Here is a 14,938-nt window from a genome sequence, read left to right as displayed (position 1 = left end):
GCAGTGCCGCCGACTCCGCCCCCCGCATGCGGCACCGGAACCGGTGGGATCGCCCGCAGCGGATCGCCCGGCTCTGACGCGATTGGCGATGAGCCGAGTGCGTCGACGCCGTCGGGTGCGGATGATCGGCCGAAGCCTGGTCTCCCTCGTCGCGATCCTGGCGGTGGCCCTGACCGGAGTGGTGTGGGGATACCTACGCAATACCGATCAAGGATTTCTCCAGGTCGCCGCGCTCGACCCCGATTCGACCGACGTCGTCGACGCTGCAGGCCAATACGGCGACGAGACATACCTGATCGTGGGCACCGACACCCGCGCCGGTGCCAGCGGTGAGGTGGGAGCCGGTACCGTCGCCGACGCCGAAGGATCGCGCTCGGACACCGTCATGTTGGTCAACATCCCCGCCGACCGCAGTCGCGTCGTCGCGGTGTCCTTCCCCCGCGACCTCGACGTGACACGGCCGGAGTGCGAGCAGTTCGACAACGTCACCAATACCTACACCGGGGAGATGTTCCCCGAGCCTACGGCGACAAGCTCAACGCCACCTATGCCCTCGGCGGCCCGAAGTGTCTGGTCAAGACAATCCAGAAGATCTCGGGCCTGCGCATCGGACACTTCGTAGGGATGGACTTCGCCGGGTTCGAGTCCATGGTCGACGAGGTCGGTGGTGTCGAGGTCTGCACGGCGCAACCCCTGTTCGACTACGAACTCGGAAATGTCCTTCCCGACGTCGGAACACAGCGCATCGATGGCCGAACCGCACTGAACTACGTTCGGGCGCGCAACGTCGAGTCCGAGGGCAACGGCGATTACGGCCGCATCAAGCGACAGCAGCGTTTTCTGTCGTCACTGCTCCGGTCTGCTCTCTCGAACAACGTGCTGCTCGATCCAGGCAAGCTCAACGGGTTCGTCAACGCGTTCACCTCGGACACCTTCGTCGAGAACGTCAGGACTCAGGACCTGGTGACACTGGGACGCTCGCTGCAGAACGTGGACGCCGGTGCGGTCACCTTCCTGACCATCCCCACCACCGGCACCAACGACTACGGCAACGAGATCCCCAACGACGACGCGATCGGTGCGATCTTCCAGGCCATCATCGACGACGCTCCTCTGCCCGGTGAGGACCGCGCGGAGCCGGTCACACCCGAAGCGCCCGCACCTGCCGCCGCACCCGACGCGCCGCTGTTGGCCGTCGATCCGGGAACCGTCTCTTTGCAGGTGTCCAACGCATCCGACATCGCCGGGATGGCTCAGACGGCGTCGGACGAACTCGCGGTCTACGGATTCCAGATCCTGACGGTCGGCAACTTCTCGGGCACCGCCGCCCAGACCGTGGTGCGCCACTCGCAGGATCAGGAGGCGGCTGCGGCGACGGTCGCATCGGCGATCCCCGGCGCTGCCATCGAGCTGGCACCGAGCCTGAACAATGTCGTCGAGGTCGTCCTCGGCTCGAACTATCCCGGATACACCCAGTACCCGACGGCATTCGGCACCGAAATCGATCCCACTCAGGTGGAAGGCACCACCCAGAGTGCGCCCCTTCCGGAGGATCTCTCGTACACCAACGCCGCCGACGACACGTGCGCCTGACTTCATTCATGCTCCGTTAACCCTCGGGACAGAGAACTGGTCGGAGTGACCTACTAAACTTCGCTCATGCGCGTCGCCTACAACGAACAGATGAACGAGCTTGCCGATCTCCTCGGAGAGATGGCGAGCCTGGCTGGTACGGCCATGGAAAAGGCCACTCAGTCCCTCCTTCAAGCAGACCTGGTGCTCGCCGAGCAGGTCATTTCCGAACACGACAGGATCACCGAGCTCAGCGCGGTGTGCGAGGAGAAGGCCTTCACGCTTCTCGCCCTGCAGGCTCCGGTCGCAGGCGATCTCCGTTCGGTGGTGGCCGGCATTCAGATCGTCGCCGACATCGACCGTATGGGCGCACTCGCACTCCACGTCGCCAAGATCACCCGTCGCAGGCACCCGAACCACGCCCTCCCCGAGGTGGTCAACGGGTACTTCGCCGAGATGGGTCGCCTCGCCGTTCAGATCGGCGCTTCGGCCCGTGAGGTCCTCGAGACCCGCGATCCCGAGCGCGCTGCGAAGCTGCAGGAGGAGGACGAGGCAATGGACGACCTGCACCGTCACCTCTTCACGGTGTTGATGGACCGCGAGTGGAGCCACGGCGTCGCCGCTGCAGTCGACGTGACCCTGCTGGGCCGCTTCTACGAGCGGTTCGCCGATCACGCCGTCGAGGTCGGCCGTCGAGTGATCTTCCTGGTGACGGGCGAACTGCCCCTCGACCTGAGCCACAACAACATTCCCACCTCGTAATACCCACCCTCGTCGAGACCGAGTGGCGCTGCGCTGCAGCGCTACTCGGCTTTCGTAGCGGAGTAGCCAGCCGCATCGGACCAACGATCGTAGACACGCACGAAGAACCCCCGCCGAGCTTTCGCTCGACGGGGGTTCTGGCGTTCGTGTGCGGTTATCCGAAGCGGCCGGAGATGTAGTCCTCAGTGGCCTTCTGCGTCGGGTTGGAGAAGATCTTCTCGGTGTCGTCGATCTCGATGAGCTTGCCGGGCTTGCCGGTCGCCTCGAGGTTGAAGAAGCCGGTCTGATCGCTCACACGTGCGGCCTGCTGCATGTTGTGCGTGACGATCACGATCGTGAAGTCCTGCTTGAGTTCCTGGATCAGGTCCTCGATGGCAAGGGTGGAGATGGGGTCGAGAGCCGAGCACGGCTCGTCCATCAGCAGAACGTCGGGCGAGACGGCGATCGCGCGAGCGATGCACAGACGCTGCTGCTGACCGCCGGAGAGGCCGCCGCCTGGCTTGTCGAGGCGATCCTTGACCTCGGTCCAGAGGTTGGCACCCTTGAGCGAGCGCTCGGCGATCTCGTCGAGTTCCTTCTTGCCGCGGCCGCCCTGCAACTTCAGGCCGGCAACGACGTTGTCCCGGATCGACATCGTCGGGAAGGGGTTGGGGCGCTGGAAGACCATGCCGATGGTGCGACGCACACCCACTGGGTCGACGCCGCCGCCGTAGATGTCCTCGCCGTCGAGCAGCACCGAACCTTCGACGCGGGCACCGGGGGTGACCTCGTGCATGCGGTTGAGCGAACGAAGGACGGTCGACTTACCGCAGCCGGACGGTCCGATGAACGCGGTGACGCTGCGCGGCGGTACGGCCAGAGTGACGTCGGAGACGGCATGGAACTTGCCGTAGTAGATGTTGACGTCTTTGAGATCGAGACGCTTTGCCATGTTCTTCGTTCCTTAGGATTCGCTGGAGTCGGGTGGGTCAGAAGTTCTTGGGCGAGAAGAACTTCGAGACCAACTTCGCGCCGATGTTGAGTATTGCGACGATCAGGATCAGCGTCAGGGCTGCTCCCCACATGCGCTCAGCGGTGAGCACGCCGGTTCCTGCTTTCTGCAGGTCGACCATCATGAGCGGCAGAGACGTCTGCGGCCCCTCGAAGATGTTGAAGTTGATGGCGGTGGCCGATCCCACCAGGATCAGCACCGGTGCCGTCTCACCCATCACGCGGGCCAGGGCGAGCATGATTCCGGTGACGATGCCGGACAGGGCCGTGGGGATGACGATCTTGGCGATGGTCTTCCACTTCGGCACGCCGAGCGCGTAAGACGCCTCGCGCAGATCCTGAGGAACGATGCGCAGCATTTCCTCGGCCGACCGCACGATCACGGGGATCATCAGCAGAACGAGGGCGAATGCGACGGCAACACCGGATCGCTGGAATCCGAAGGTGGCGATCCACAGCGCGTAGATGAACAGGGCCGCGACGATGGACGGCACTCCGGTGAGGATGTCGACCATGAAGGTGGTGACTCGGGCCAGCCGCGTGCCCACACCGTATTCGACGAGGTAGATGGCGACGAAGATGCCGATCGGGATGGAGATGATGGCGCAGAACAGTCCTTGCAGGAGTGTGCCGACGATGGCGTGGTAAGCACCGCCACCTGCGATGAACTGGGTGACGCCGGCCTGCGAGTTCTGCCACCAGGTGGGCGACACGACCGCGGACAGTCCGCGGGAGATCACCGTGTAGAGCACCCAGATCAAGGGGACGAGAGCCACCAGCACCGAGAGGCTGACGAGGATCGTCGCCGACAGGTTGGACGCCTTACGCCGAGCGCTGACGCCCTGGAAGGTGGGTTCCTTGACGGGCTTGTCCATGGTTGCGGTCATGGGTCAGTCCTTCTTTCCGGCGATGGCGGCGCGAGCACCGGCGTTGACGACGAAGGTCAGGAGGAAGAGCACCAGACCCGCGGCGATGTAGGCACCGGCTTGGAGCGGGTTGTTGAACTCGCCCGCGGCCAGCGCGATCTTCGTGGCGAAGGTGGAACCGCCGTCGAACAACGTTCCGCCGAAAGTCGACTGAGTGCTGCGAATGATGATGTAGAGCGCGATGGTCTCACCGAGTGCACGACCGAGACCGAGCATGGAGCCACTGACGTAACCGGACTTTCCGAACGGAATGACCGTGGTGCGGACGACCTCCCAGCGGGTGGCCCCGAGTGCGAGAGCGGCTTCGATCTGCCCCTTCGGCGTCTGCATGAACACCTCGCGAGTGACGGCGGCGATGATCGGCAGGATCATGACGGCGAGCACGATGCCACCGGTGAAGATGGTGCCACCGCCGGCGATGGAGACCGACCCGGTACCGAAGAGCGGGAACCAACCCAGGTTGGTGTTCAGCCACTCGGCGAACGGGCTGATCACCGGCGCGAGGACGTACAGGCCCCAGAGACCGAAGACGATCGACGGGACTGCGGCCAGCAGGTCGATGACGTAACCGAGCGGTCCCGCAACTCGCTTGGGTGCGTAGTTCGTCAGGTAGATGGCGATGCCGAGTGCGACAGGCATCGCGAGGATCAGTGCGAACAGCGACACCGTGACGGTGACGAGGAACAGATCGAGAACACCGAACACCATGGCCGAGGTGTTGGTCGTGTCCCAGGCACCGTTGTAGGTCAGGAAGTTGACCGTGTTGTTCGACAGCGAGGGGATCGCGCGCCAGATCAGGAAGATGCCGACGGCGGCGATCAGGGCGATGATGAAGATACCCGAGCCCGTGGCGAGGCCGGAGAAGATCCTGTCACCGGGGCGGGTGACGGTCCCCGATTTTTTCTTCGTTGACAATTGTGGTTCTTCCGGTTTGTGCGCGGCACCCGCGGAGGGAGTGGTGGCCGCGGAGGGAACGCCGGTCATCGAGTGGGTGTCGCTCATACCGCTCACTGTCTCGTGTGGAGGTCGAGGACGGTCCTGCTTCGGCTCGCGTTTTCCCGAGCGAAGCAGGATTACGTCTCATTGAATCAGGCGATTGCTTCGATAGCGGAGATCAGGCGCTCCTTGAAGCGGTCCGGCAGCGGCACGTAGCCGGCTTCTTCGAGGCCCTGCTGGCCCTCGTTCGCGGCGCTGAGCAGGAACGACTTGACTGCTGCCGAGGTGTCGGCGTCGTAGCCCGCCGAGCAGACGATCTCGTAGGTGGCGAGCACCAACGGGTAGGTGTCGGCCTCGTTGCTGGCGTACAACGTGTCGAGATCGAGCACCAGGTCGTTGCCCTCACCCGAGAAGGTCACGGCGTCGATGGCTGCGGCCGCCGTCTCGTTGCTCAGCTCGACCGGTCCGTTGCCGAAGTCGATGTTCGCGGCGCTGAGGCCTTCCTGCTCGACGAAGCCGAACTCGACGTACGTGACCGAGCCGGGAGTCCCGGAAACGGCCTGGGCGACGCCCGAGGAGCCGTTGGCACCTTCGCCGACGCCGCCGGCCCAGTCGGAGCTGTGATCGAGGGTCCACGCCTCGGGAGCAGCATCGCTCAGGAAACGCTGGAAGTTGTCGCTGGTGCCCGAGGAATCGGAGCGGTAGACCGGGGTGACCGGGGTGGCGGGCAGGTCGACGCCTTCGTTGAGGGCGGCGATCGCGGGATCGTTCCAGGTGGTGATCTGGCCGGTGAACATCCGTGCGGTGACATCGGGCGTGAGTACCAGGCTGTCGACGCCGTCGAGGTTGTAGGCCACTGCGACCGGCCCGAAGACCAGGGGCAGGTTCCATGCCGGGTTGCTGTCGCAGCGAGTGGCCGCTTCGGCTGCCTGCTCGTCCTTGATCGCGGAGTCGGATCCGGCGAAGTCGACCAGACCGGCGACGAACTGGGTACGACCGTTGCCCGAGCCGCTGGTGGTGTACTCGACGGACTTGCCGGAGCAGACGCTCGAGTAGACCGAGGTGAAGTTGGACATCGCGTTCTGCTGAGCAGACGATCCTTCGCCTGTGAGCGGAGACTTGCCCTCGCACGAGGCGGAAGAATCATCCGCGCCGACGGTTTCGACGTTCGCGTCGCTACCGCATGCGGTCAGCAACATGGCGCTGATGGCCACTGCACTCATGAGAGCACCGTTGCGCTTGAGGTTCACCTGTTTCCTCCGAGGAATCTTGGGCCGTGTCCACGGCTCGGACCTGATCGGCCGCGCTGTGACTGTGTGGGTGCCGGCTCGAGAAGAGAACCTCGCACCAGGCGGCGTAGGTTGCCGCCCATGGAGAAAGGTAGGGGCAGGTGGTAGACGTTTACCCCCGCGTGGGTGAACGGAAGATGAACACCGCAGTTGATATGTCCGTTTCAGACGCTGCGCGCGTATGCGGCGTCCACGTGGTAGTTCTCGAAACCCAGCTTGGTGTACGTGTGCACGGCAGCGGTGTTGTCGGCCTCGACGTAGAGCATGATCTGTCCCAGCTCTCTGCTGCGTAGGTAGTGCAGGCCGGCCAGCGTGAGCACTCGACCCAGACCACGCCCCTGCGACTGCGGGTCGATGCCGACCACGTACACCTCGCCGGTGGCCGGTTCCACACCTTCGGCCCGGTGGACCTTCGTCCAATGGAAACCGAGGAGGCGGTCACTGCCCTCCTCGAACGCCAGGAACAGGCCGGCCGGATCGAACCACGATTCTTCTCGTCGTGCGTCGATGTCGCGATCGGTCCAGCCACCCTGTTCGGGATGCCAGGAGAATGCCGCGTTGTTCACACGCAGCAGCTCGGCATCGTCCTGATGCCCTCGATAGGTTCGAAGTGAGATACCCTCCGGCACAACGACATCCGGCAGGTCGGGGTGCGCGGACGCGCGACGCATCTGCAGCAGCTCGCGAACCACCTGCAACTCGAGCCGCGCCGCAACGGACTGCGCAGCGGGCAGGTTGCCGTGTGCCCAGATTCGCGTGTCGGAGCCGATATCGAGTGCGCGAGAAATCAATTCACGTCCGATGCCGCGACCGCGGGCCGGAGGATCCACGACGGCCTCGGCCATCCCGTCGGCGATTCCGACGTAGCCGACGACACGATCACCCTCGGTGGAGACGAAACGAACCACCTCGTCACCGTCGTCGACGGCCTTGACGGCATGCTCCGACAAGGGCGCGGTGCCGTCGACTTCCGTTGCGCGGGAAAGGATTCGATGAATCTCGTAGGACACACGGGAAGACGGTGCGCCGCCGTCGATCGAATGGACGTCGAAGGCAGAATCCGAATTCATCTACGAGAGAGTACTCTCTTGCTCGAACTCGAAATTCGCATCGTCGGAATCGCCGTCGGCAGCGTCCGATGCCACCGGTCCGCCCTTGGCGTTGCGCGCCGGACGAACGGCCTTGTATCCGACGTTGCGCACCGTACCGATGAGCGACTCGTACTCGGTACCGAGCTTGGCACGGAGGCGTCGAACATGGACGTCGACGGTGCGCGTGCCACCGAAGAAGTCGTAGCCCCACACTTCCTGCAGGAGCTGGGCGCGGGTGAAGACCCGGCCCGCGTGCTGAGCCAGATACTTCAGCAGCTCGAATTCCTTGTACGTCAGATCGAGTGGACGACCTCGCAGTCGCGCCGTGTAGGTGCCCTCGTCGATGACGAGCTCGCCGAGCGTGATCTTGCCCGAGGTCTCGGGGCTGGCGACTCCTCCGCTACGGCCGACCAGCAACCGCAGTCGAGCGTCCAGTTCGGCGGGACCGGTACCGGGGAGCAGGATGTCGTCGAGGCCCCAATCGGAGTTCACCGCCACGAGGCCGCCTTCGGTGAGGACAGCGACGACGGGGATGGCAGATCCGGTACTTCCCAAGAGGCGACACAGTCCGCGAGCGGCAGCCAGATCGGTGCGAGCGTCCACCAGTGCGATGTCTGCCGAACCTGCTTCGAGAAGCGAGGACACCTCGGTGGGCACCGGACGGATGTGATGCGCCAGGAGAGCAAGGGACGGCAGAACGCCCTCCGGATTGGGATCGGAGGTCAGTAGTAGGAGCTCCACTGCGTCTCCATTCTTACTGCTGGCCGGTCCAGCCCAGGCTGGACTTGAGTGATCGTCAAGGACACAGACTAGCTTGTCCGTACAACCGGCCGAAGAGGGCGGTGCGCGATTCGTCGGTCACAATGGACCGTGCGCACACTTCTCATCGGACTCGCCAGCCTGCTGGCCCTCGCGCTCGTGGTGGATTTCGGCGCTGCGGCCTACTCGGAGTACCGAGTCTCCCGCGCAATCCGCGCCGGCGGTGAGCTCACCTCGGACCCTCAGGTGATCGTGCACGGCTTCCCGTTCCTCACCCAGGCGGCGGACGGCCACTACGAGAACATCGAGATTCGAGCGCAGGACGTTCCGACCGAGTACGTCGGCTCGACGACGATCGAGGCCAATCTCCGCGGCGTGCACATCGCACTGCCCGACCTGGTCGACAACAACGTGCGGGCGATCCCGGTGGACGAGCTCGACGGCCGCGTCCGTATCGAGGCCACGGACCTCGGCCAGTTCCTCGGCATCGTCGACCTGCAGGTTTCCGCACCTCCGGCCGACAAGTCGGACGGCACCGGCGGTTCCGGTGGGTCGGGCAAGACCACGACCGGGGGCGTCGTGCTGACCGGAACGGTTCCGGTCGGCCCCCTCGAGACGACGGTGAGCGTCCAGGCCGACCTGTTGCTCGAGGGTGACAGCGTCGCCATCGTCGCGACGGACTTCTACTTCGGCCCGGAGGGTCAGGCAGACTTCTCGATTCCCGAGTTCGCCAAGCCCACGGTCCTCGGACTGTTCACCAAGACCATCGAGCGTCAGAGCCTGCCCTTCGGACTCCTGCCGACCGACGTCTACGCGGAGGGCTCACAGATAGTCGTCGAAGGATCGGGCGAGAACGTGACCATCGACCTCAACGAGATCGAAAAGCCGTGACAGGGATCACAGTCCTGGCCGTCGTGGCGATCCTTGCCGTCGCTACCGGATTGTTCCTCCGCAGCCGATCGGGTGCGGTGCGGGCAGTGCGGAACACCGACTCCGAGACCGACACTCTGTACCCACTCCTGCTCGACGCGGGCGCCACGACCGACTCCGCGACCGTGCTGCACTTCTCGGCGGACTGGTGCGGACCGTGCGCAGCCGTGCGACGCGTCGTCCAGCAGGTGTTGGACGATCGAAGCGATGCCCGGGAACTCGAACTCGACATCGACGCCCATCCGATCCTCGCTCGTGAACTGGGCGTGCTGTCACTGCCCACGACGTTCGTCCTCGACACCACCTTGCAACGGCGCTCCAGAATCGCGGGGGGTGCCGTCTGCGGCGGCACTACGGTCGGCGCTCGACGCACTGTGACCTCGCCTCTTCGGGCCGGCGGTAGGACGCGCCGCTGGTAGCGGGTACGATGCTCTTCGTGTTCTCCCGCCGCGAGCTGATGCTCACCAGTCGTCGCACAGTTGATCTGTGCCGACTGGGCGGTTGTTGCTGTCGCTGCTGCTGATTTCCTTCTGCCGCCACGCCCATGCGTGATGTACGGCCCGATGATCGAAATCCACGTCCGAGCACTGCCGATGCGGCGTGCCCCGGCCTCGCACAGGAGTACCTCTCGATGTCGACACCCGACACCCGGACCACCATCCCCACTGCCACGATCGACCAGGTGGACGTTCGCGGTCCGCGCTTCGCAGCGTGGATCACCACCGCCGTTCTGGTCGTCGTTCTCCTCCTGACCACGTTCTCGGTCCCCGCGGCGGCAATCCTGCTCGGGCTACAGGCGATCGTGTTCGGAATCGGAGCCGTCCGCGGACCCAAGCGCAGTCCGTACGGCACGATCTTCGCGACATTCGTCGCACCGCGGCTCTCCCCCACCAGCGAACGTGAGCCGGTCGCACCGTTGAAGTTCGCTCAACTGGTGGGCTTCGTGTTCGCCGCCGTGGGAGTTCTCGGCTTCGCGCTCGGCGCTCCCGTCGTCGGCACCGTGGCGGCAGGCTTCGCGTTGTTCGCGGCCTTCCTCAATGCCGCGTTCGCGGTGTGCCTCGGCTGCATGATCTACCCCCTCGCCGCGCGACTGCGCACCACTGCTTGACCCTCACCGATCCGTAAAGAAAGACCGAAAGGAACACCATGGCTCGCTCCGACGTCCTGGTCTCTGCCGACTGGGCCGAGCAGAACCTGAACGCACCGAAGACCGTCTTCGTCGAGGTCGACGAAGACGCAAGCGCCTACGACGGCGGACACATCGAAGGTGCGGTCAAGCTCGACTGGCGCAAGGACCTGCAGGACCCGGTTCGCCGCGACTTCCTCAATCAGGAGCAGTTCTCGGATCTGCTGTCGGCCAAGGGCATCAGCAACGACGACACCATTGTCCTGTACGGCGGAAACAACAACTGGTTCGCTGCCTACGCCTACTGGTACTTCAAGCTTTACGGCCACAAGGACGTCAAGCTCATCGACGGTGGACGCAAGAAGTGGGAACTCGACGGCCGGGCGCTGTCCAAGGACGTCGTCAGCCGCGAGACCACTCAGTACCGCGCCGAGGCACCCGACCTGTCGATCCGTGCGTTCCGCGACGAGGTCATCGACGCCATCGGCAACAAGAACCTGATCGACGTGCGTTCGCCCGACGAGTTCTCGGGCAAGATCCTCGCCCCGGCTCACCTTCCGCAGGAGCAGGCTCAGCAGCGTGGCCACGTGCCGTCCGCGATCAACATCCCGTGGAGCACGACCGCCAACGAGGACGGCACGTTCAAGTCCGACGAGGCGCTCGAAGAGCTGTACAAGACCAAGGGCTACGACGACAGCAAGGCCACCATCGCCTACTGCCGCATCGGTGAGCGTTCGAGCCACACCTGGTTCGTCCTCAAGGAGCTTCTGGGCAAGGAAGACGTCAAGAACTACGACGGCAGCTGGGTCGAATACGGCTCCCTCGTCGGAGCACCCATCGAGTTGGAGGTTCACTGATATGTGTGGAGCACCCTTACAGGGCCAGACCATCCCCGCAGGCGTCGACGTCGAGAAGGAAACGGTCATCACCGGCCGCGTCCTCGCAGGCGACGGTGAGCCCGTAGCAGGCGCGTTCGTCCGGCTGCTCGACGGCAGCGGCGAATTCACCGCAGAGGTCGTCGCGTCGGGCACCGGAGACTTCCGGTTCTTCGCCGCTCCCGGACAGTGGACGCTGCGTGCACTGTCGGCATCGGGCAACGGCGACACCGTGATCGCTCCCGAGGGCGCAGGCGTGCACTCGGCGAACGTCACCGTCGGAGTCTGATCCCACCGCTCGTACCGAACGAGAAAAGAACCCCGCACCTGCGAGCAGGTGCGGGGTTCTTTCGGTCCAGCGGAGGTTCTAGTTGGGAACGGGTGCAGAGGCCGCCGGGTCGGGAACCGTCGAGTACTGCGGCGGGAACATCCCTTCCGGCACTGGAATCCCCTGAGATTCGAGGAACGCTCCGAGATCGCTGACCCTCGTCTGCGTTCCCGGCACCGGGAGCAGTCGGGGTTCGGGTGCAGCCTCGGGAGCGGGGGCTTCCGGTATGACTGCCTCGGGCGCGTTCTTCTTCTCGCGTTCGGTGCGCGCGAGATCGGTGACCCAGGCCACCACCTTCTCACTTTCCCACTCGTAGCCGTCGTTGGGATCGTTGTACCAGTACGACAGATGCTGCAGGAATCCGATCGCCAGGTAGGGCCCGAGCACGACATCGGCGATGCCCTTGTTGTTCTCCTCGAACCCTGTGGCCTCGGCACGGAGCTTGGCTTCCACGGTCTCGGCACCGGGCCCCATCGCCCAGTTGAGATCGGCGAGGAGCTGCTCCGGCGTGAGAGCGTCGACCGCCTGCTGATCGGCGACCGTGTAGTCCACGTCCGCGACCTTCACCAGAACCTGCAGCAGTGTTTCGTCGGATTCGAGCCAGGCCTTGTTGGTTGCGATGTCGATGATCGCGCGGGTGGCGATGGTCGACACTGCCCGCGCGAAGTCGGCCACGGTCTGCACCGGGTTGACCAGCGTCATCCGCATCTGCGAGATGATCTCGAGTGCCAACTGCGCGAGCTCGATGTCGGCCGGAGCGTCGCACGACAGATCGTAGGGCCGGCACGACCAGCTGACCTTGTCGGTCAGCGTGCCGTAGTCCCGGGGGGACTGGTCCATGAACCCGCCGAGCGATTCACCGGGCTCGTCCCCGAAGTTCGGCACACCGGCCGGACGATAGGGCGAGCCGATCATCATCACGCCTGCGATGTCGTCGCCGCTGATCAGCGCGCCGGGGTCGCGTCGGCCGATGTCGACGGCCAGCCGGTCGAGGACCTCTCCGCCGACGCTGTAGCCGACGAGAACGAACTTCGTGCGGTCACCGCACTTGGTCTTGTACTCGTCCAGCAGCCGATTGGTCGACGCGACGCCGTCCCTGATCGACTCCTGATACGTGGCCACGTCGTCCAGGAAGCCGACACCGTAGGTCGATGTGTAGGGGACGTACAGCCAGCCGACCGTGCCGGGGGTGCCTGCGTTCACCTCACCGGTGGGAACGGTGACGTTCCCGACCCAGTTGGATGCGACGGTCTGCGATTCCTCGTTGAGAGGGTTGCGACCCGAATCCGAGTCGGTGGCACCGGACACGGCCAACATCAACACGTCCGGGCAGTCCTGCGCATAGTTGTTGGGGTCGATGTTCGGGCCCTGCGAAGACCCGAAGTCGGACGATCCGGAGTCGGACGATCCCGACTCTGCCGATCCCGAGTCCGGAGCGGCGAGCGCAGCTGCGGGAGCGGCTAGCGCCAACGCCAGAGTCACCACCGCGGACCTGAACAACACGGATCCGAACGACGATGTCAGAGCCCGTTTACGACGCAGCATTATTGCGGAGACCTCCCCAGCCTTCGTGACAGAACACAGTGAACAACGTCGGAAATTCACCCTCGAGCGCCCGACGCCCCCCGAAGAAGGTACCTGCTCGACGCCGTTTCTCCACCGTTACGAGTGATCCACCGCACTGATGACCCCCAATTCGGTTAGATGTCACCAAGGACACAGTGCAGATTCGGGCCGCTGTTCTCGATCAGGATCGCTGCGGGTTAAACTCGCACTCGTGGTCATCTTCTTCGAGTTGTTGCTGGTGCTTGCGGCAATAGCCATCATCGCGTTCTCGCTCTACGTCGTCTACCGACTGGTCAACGACGAGTCGTGACGGAACCGGTCGCGGGGCAACCCGGCAGTGCTGACGAGGGGCTCGACGCCCCCATCGCCAGTGGCGACGAAGCAATAGCGGCTGCCGAACAGAAATTCGCCGACGCGTCGACGCGCAACGTTCCGGTCCTGCCGGACATCCCGCATCCCGACGACACGGCCAATCTTCGTCTCGGTCCCGATCTGCACCCGACGATGCTCGCTCTGTTGCCGCTCGTCGGCGTGTGGCGTGGCGAGGGCGAGGGCCACGACCCCGAGTCCGGTACCGACTACCCCTTCGGTCAGCAGATCGTCGTCACTCACGACGGCGGCAGCTACCTCAGCTGGGAATCGCGTTCGTGGCGACTCGATTCCGACGGCAACTTCGCACACCCCGATCTCCGTGAAACCGGATTCTGGCGCATGAGCGGAGGCGACGGCGTCAAGGGTTCCGACAACGAAGAGGTCGTCGAGCTACTGCTGACGCACAGCACCGGCGTCGTCGAACTGTATTACGGCCATGCGCTCACCCAGTCGTCCTGGGAACTGGCCACCGATGTCGTCATTCGAAGCACTTCGGGTGCGTTGGTCGGCGGGGCCAGGCGGCTCTACGGCATCGTCGACGGCGGAGACCTTGCATACGTCGAGGAGCGCGTCGTCGCCGACGGCCCACTGGCACCGCGGTTGTCCGCGCGCCTGACTCGCTACATCGGCTGACTCTCTCACTACCCACTGCACGCGAACGGCCCCCGAGCCGTACCTGCTTTCAGGTCCCGACCGGACAGGTCGGGGGCTCGGGGGCCGGGTAGCTGCCTGGGATTCGCCTGCCGCTCGCGCGGTCTTCGCAGTGAATCCGTCAGCGATTGCGGCTAGCTGACAGCCACCTCACGCGTCCTAGAGTTCATCAACTTCAGACCACCTCCTCTCTCGTGTACTTCACAACGTACGCCCGAGTTTCCGAGTCGGCAAAGTGTTTTTTCGCGCGGTCCGGGCCGAGGTCGATCACCTGGTCGGCGTCGGTGTTCTCGGGCAGTTGATGGGTGACGACCACCACGGTTCGGTCGGCTCCGAACAGCCCTCCGTCGGTGGTGAGCAGCTGGCGCAGTATCGATTCGCCGGAGACTCGGTCCAGATGCTCGGTCGGCTCATCGAGCAACACGATCGGTGCCGTACTGAGCAGGGCGCGCGCCAGCAGCAGTCTGCGGCGCTCTCCCCCCGAGACGGCCTGCGCGCCGCCGACCAGGGTGGTGTGAACGCCGAGAGGCAGAGCGTCGAGCCATGAACCCAGGCCCACGCGTCGCAGCGCCTCCGATGCCTGTTCTTCGTCGACGTCGCCGCGCACCACCCGCAGGTTCTCCAGAATCGAGGTGTCGAACAGATGCGCATCCTCGGCGAACAGCGCTGCGTCCGAACCGCATTCCTCGGCGAACTCCCGCAGCATCGTGGTCTTGCCCGATCCGCTCGGTCCGATGAGTGCGCTCCGCGCAGTGGTGCGGTTGA

Annotated in this window: 14 protein-coding genes and 2 pseudogenes; 8 read left to right on the top strand and 8 right to left on the bottom strand. The window is 64.6% G+C overall.

The genetic code is table 11. The features are described from left to right. Together RHBS_RS13655 and phoU are read left to right on the top strand one after the other, a co-directional pair. A pseudogene (locus RHBS_RS13655) lies at positions 1 to 1,593 on the top strand (LCP family protein); the annotation flags it as partial. A 66-nt stretch (positions 1,594 to 1,659) separates the two neighbouring features. Continuing rightward, positions 1,660 to 2,334, top strand: a complete 675-nt coding sequence (phoU, locus tag RHBS_RS13650) for a phosphate signaling complex protein PhoU (RefSeq protein WP_121870780.1) — start codon at positions 1,660 to 1,662, stop codon at positions 2,332 to 2,334. 154 nt (positions 2,335 to 2,488) lie between these two features. Here the strand turns inward: phoU and pstB are convergent, their stop codons facing one another. The 6 genes from pstB to RHBS_RS13620 form a co-directional block, all read right to left on the bottom strand. After that, positions 2,489 to 3,265, bottom strand: coding sequence for a phosphate ABC transporter ATP-binding protein PstB (gene pstB / locus RHBS_RS13645; RefSeq protein WP_121870781.1), 777 nt, complete (start codon positions 3,263 to 3,265; stop codon positions 2,489 to 2,491). A 37-nt stretch (positions 3,266 to 3,302) separates the two neighbouring features. Then, positions 3,303 to 4,211, bottom strand: a complete 909-nt coding sequence (gene pstA, locus RHBS_RS13640; protein WP_128645801.1) for a phosphate ABC transporter permease PstA — start codon at positions 4,209 to 4,211, stop codon at positions 3,303 to 3,305. A gap of 3 nt (positions 4,212 to 4,214) precedes the next feature. Continuing rightward, complete coding sequence (pstC, locus tag RHBS_RS13635; protein WP_121870783.1) at positions 4,215 to 5,252, bottom strand: phosphate ABC transporter permease subunit PstC; 1,038 nt, start codon at positions 5,250 to 5,252, stop codon at positions 4,215 to 4,217. 86 nt (positions 5,253 to 5,338) lie between these two features. Further along, positions 5,339 to 6,436, bottom strand: coding sequence for a phosphate ABC transporter substrate-binding protein PstS (pstS, locus tag RHBS_RS13630; RefSeq protein WP_121870784.1), 1,098 nt, complete (start codon positions 6,434 to 6,436; stop codon positions 5,339 to 5,341). Between the two features lie 203 nt (positions 6,437 to 6,639). Next, positions 6,640 to 7,545, bottom strand: coding sequence for a mycothiol synthase (gene mshD / locus RHBS_RS13625; RefSeq protein WP_121870785.1), 906 nt, complete (start codon positions 7,543 to 7,545; stop codon positions 6,640 to 6,642). After that, the gene (locus RHBS_RS13620) at positions 7,546 to 8,307 is read right to left on the bottom strand and encodes a response regulator transcription factor (protein ID WP_121870786.1); all 762 of its coding nucleotides are present in this window, start codon (positions 8,305 to 8,307) and stop codon (positions 7,546 to 7,548) included. It lies immediately after the preceding gene. A 129-nt stretch (positions 8,308 to 8,436) separates the two neighbouring features. On the opposite strand from RHBS_RS13620, the gene RHBS_RS13615 reads away from it, so the two are divergent. The 5 genes and pseudogenes from RHBS_RS13615 (at position 8,437) to RHBS_RS13595 (ending at position 11,545) form a co-directional block, all read left to right on the top strand. Then, positions 8,437 to 9,216 (top strand): LmeA family phospholipid-binding protein, encoded by a 780-nt coding sequence (locus tag RHBS_RS13615; protein ID WP_128645800.1) that lies wholly within the window; start codon positions 8,437 to 8,439, stop codon positions 9,214 to 9,216. Then, positions 9,213 to 9,633 (top strand): annotated as a pseudogene (locus tag RHBS_RS13610) (thioredoxin family protein). The gene RHBS_RS13615 and the pseudogene RHBS_RS13610 overlap by 4 nt, the downstream one beginning before the upstream one ends. Before the next feature lie 253 nt (positions 9,634 to 9,886). Continuing rightward, a complete protein-coding gene (locus RHBS_RS13605) occupies positions 9,887 to 10,363 on the top strand; it encodes a DUF4395 domain-containing protein (protein ID WP_121872656.1) in 477 nt (158 codons plus the stop codon). Between the two features lie 38 nt (positions 10,364 to 10,401). Beyond that, positions 10,402 to 11,238 (top strand): sulfurtransferase, encoded by an 837-nt coding sequence (locus RHBS_RS13600; RefSeq protein ID WP_068049880.1) that lies wholly within the window; start codon positions 10,402 to 10,404, stop codon positions 11,236 to 11,238. A 1-nt stretch (position 11,239) separates the two neighbouring features. Then, positions 11,240 to 11,545: a DUF1416 domain-containing protein gene (locus tag RHBS_RS13595; protein WP_121870788.1), complete on the top strand. Its 306-nt coding sequence runs from the start codon at positions 11,240 to 11,242 to the stop codon at positions 11,543 to 11,545. Between the two features lie 78 nt (positions 11,546 to 11,623). Here the strand turns inward: RHBS_RS13595 and RHBS_RS13590 are convergent, their stop codons facing one another. Then, positions 11,624 to 13,129, bottom strand: a complete 1,506-nt coding sequence (locus tag RHBS_RS13590; RefSeq protein ID WP_121870789.1) for a cutinase family protein — start codon at positions 13,127 to 13,129, stop codon at positions 11,624 to 11,626. A gap of 384 nt (positions 13,130 to 13,513) precedes the next feature. On the opposite strand from RHBS_RS13590, the gene RHBS_RS13585 reads away from it, so the two are divergent. Next, positions 13,514 to 14,155, top strand: coding sequence for an FABP family protein (locus tag RHBS_RS13585; protein ID WP_121872657.1), 642 nt, complete (start codon positions 13,514 to 13,516; stop codon positions 14,153 to 14,155). A gap of 193 nt (positions 14,156 to 14,348) precedes the next feature. Here RHBS_RS13585 and RHBS_RS13580 read toward each other — a convergent pair. Further along, the coding region (locus RHBS_RS13580) for an ATP-binding cassette domain-containing protein (RefSeq protein WP_128645799.1) at positions 14,349 to 14,938 on the bottom strand (590 nt) is incomplete at its 5' end.

The organism is Rhodococcus sp. BS-15 (assembly GCF_000813105.1).
GTDB lineage: Bacteria > Actinomycetota > Actinomycetes > Mycobacteriales > Mycobacteriaceae > Rhodococcoides.
This window is presented reverse-complemented; position numbering and strand designations above follow the sequence as displayed.

Excerpts from the sequence above, each read along its gene's own strand:
- RHBS_RS13600 (WP_068049880.1), top strand. The coding sequence starts at position 10,402 with ATGGCTCGCTCCGACGTCCTGGTCTCTGCCGACTGGGCCGAGCAGAAC.
- pstC (WP_121870783.1), bottom strand. The coding sequence starts at position 5,252 with ATGAGCGACACCCACTCGATGACCGGCGTTCCCTCCGCGGCCACCACT.
- RHBS_RS13595 (WP_121870788.1), top strand. The coding sequence starts at position 11,240 with ATGTGTGGAGCACCCTTACAGGGCCAGACCATCCCCGCAGGCGTCGAC.
- pstB (WP_121870781.1), bottom strand. The coding sequence starts at position 3,265 with ATGGCAAAGCGTCTCGATCTCAAAGACGTCAACATCTACTACGGCAAG.
- RHBS_RS13605 (WP_121872656.1), top strand. The coding sequence starts at position 9,887 with ATGTCGACACCCGACACCCGGACCACCATCCCCACTGCCACGATCGAC.
- pstA (WP_128645801.1), bottom strand. The coding sequence starts at position 4,211 with ATGACCGCAACCATGGACAAGCCCGTCAAGGAACCCACCTTCCAGGGC.
- RHBS_RS13590 (WP_121870789.1), bottom strand. The coding sequence starts at position 13,129 with ATGCTGCGTCGTAAACGGGCTCTGACATCGTCGTTCGGATCCGTGTTG.
- phoU (WP_121870780.1), top strand. The coding sequence starts at position 1,660 with ATGCGCGTCGCCTACAACGAACAGATGAACGAGCTTGCCGATCTCCTC.
- mshD (WP_121870785.1), bottom strand. The coding sequence starts at position 7,545 with ATGAATTCGGATTCTGCCTTCGACGTCCATTCGATCGACGGCGGCGCA.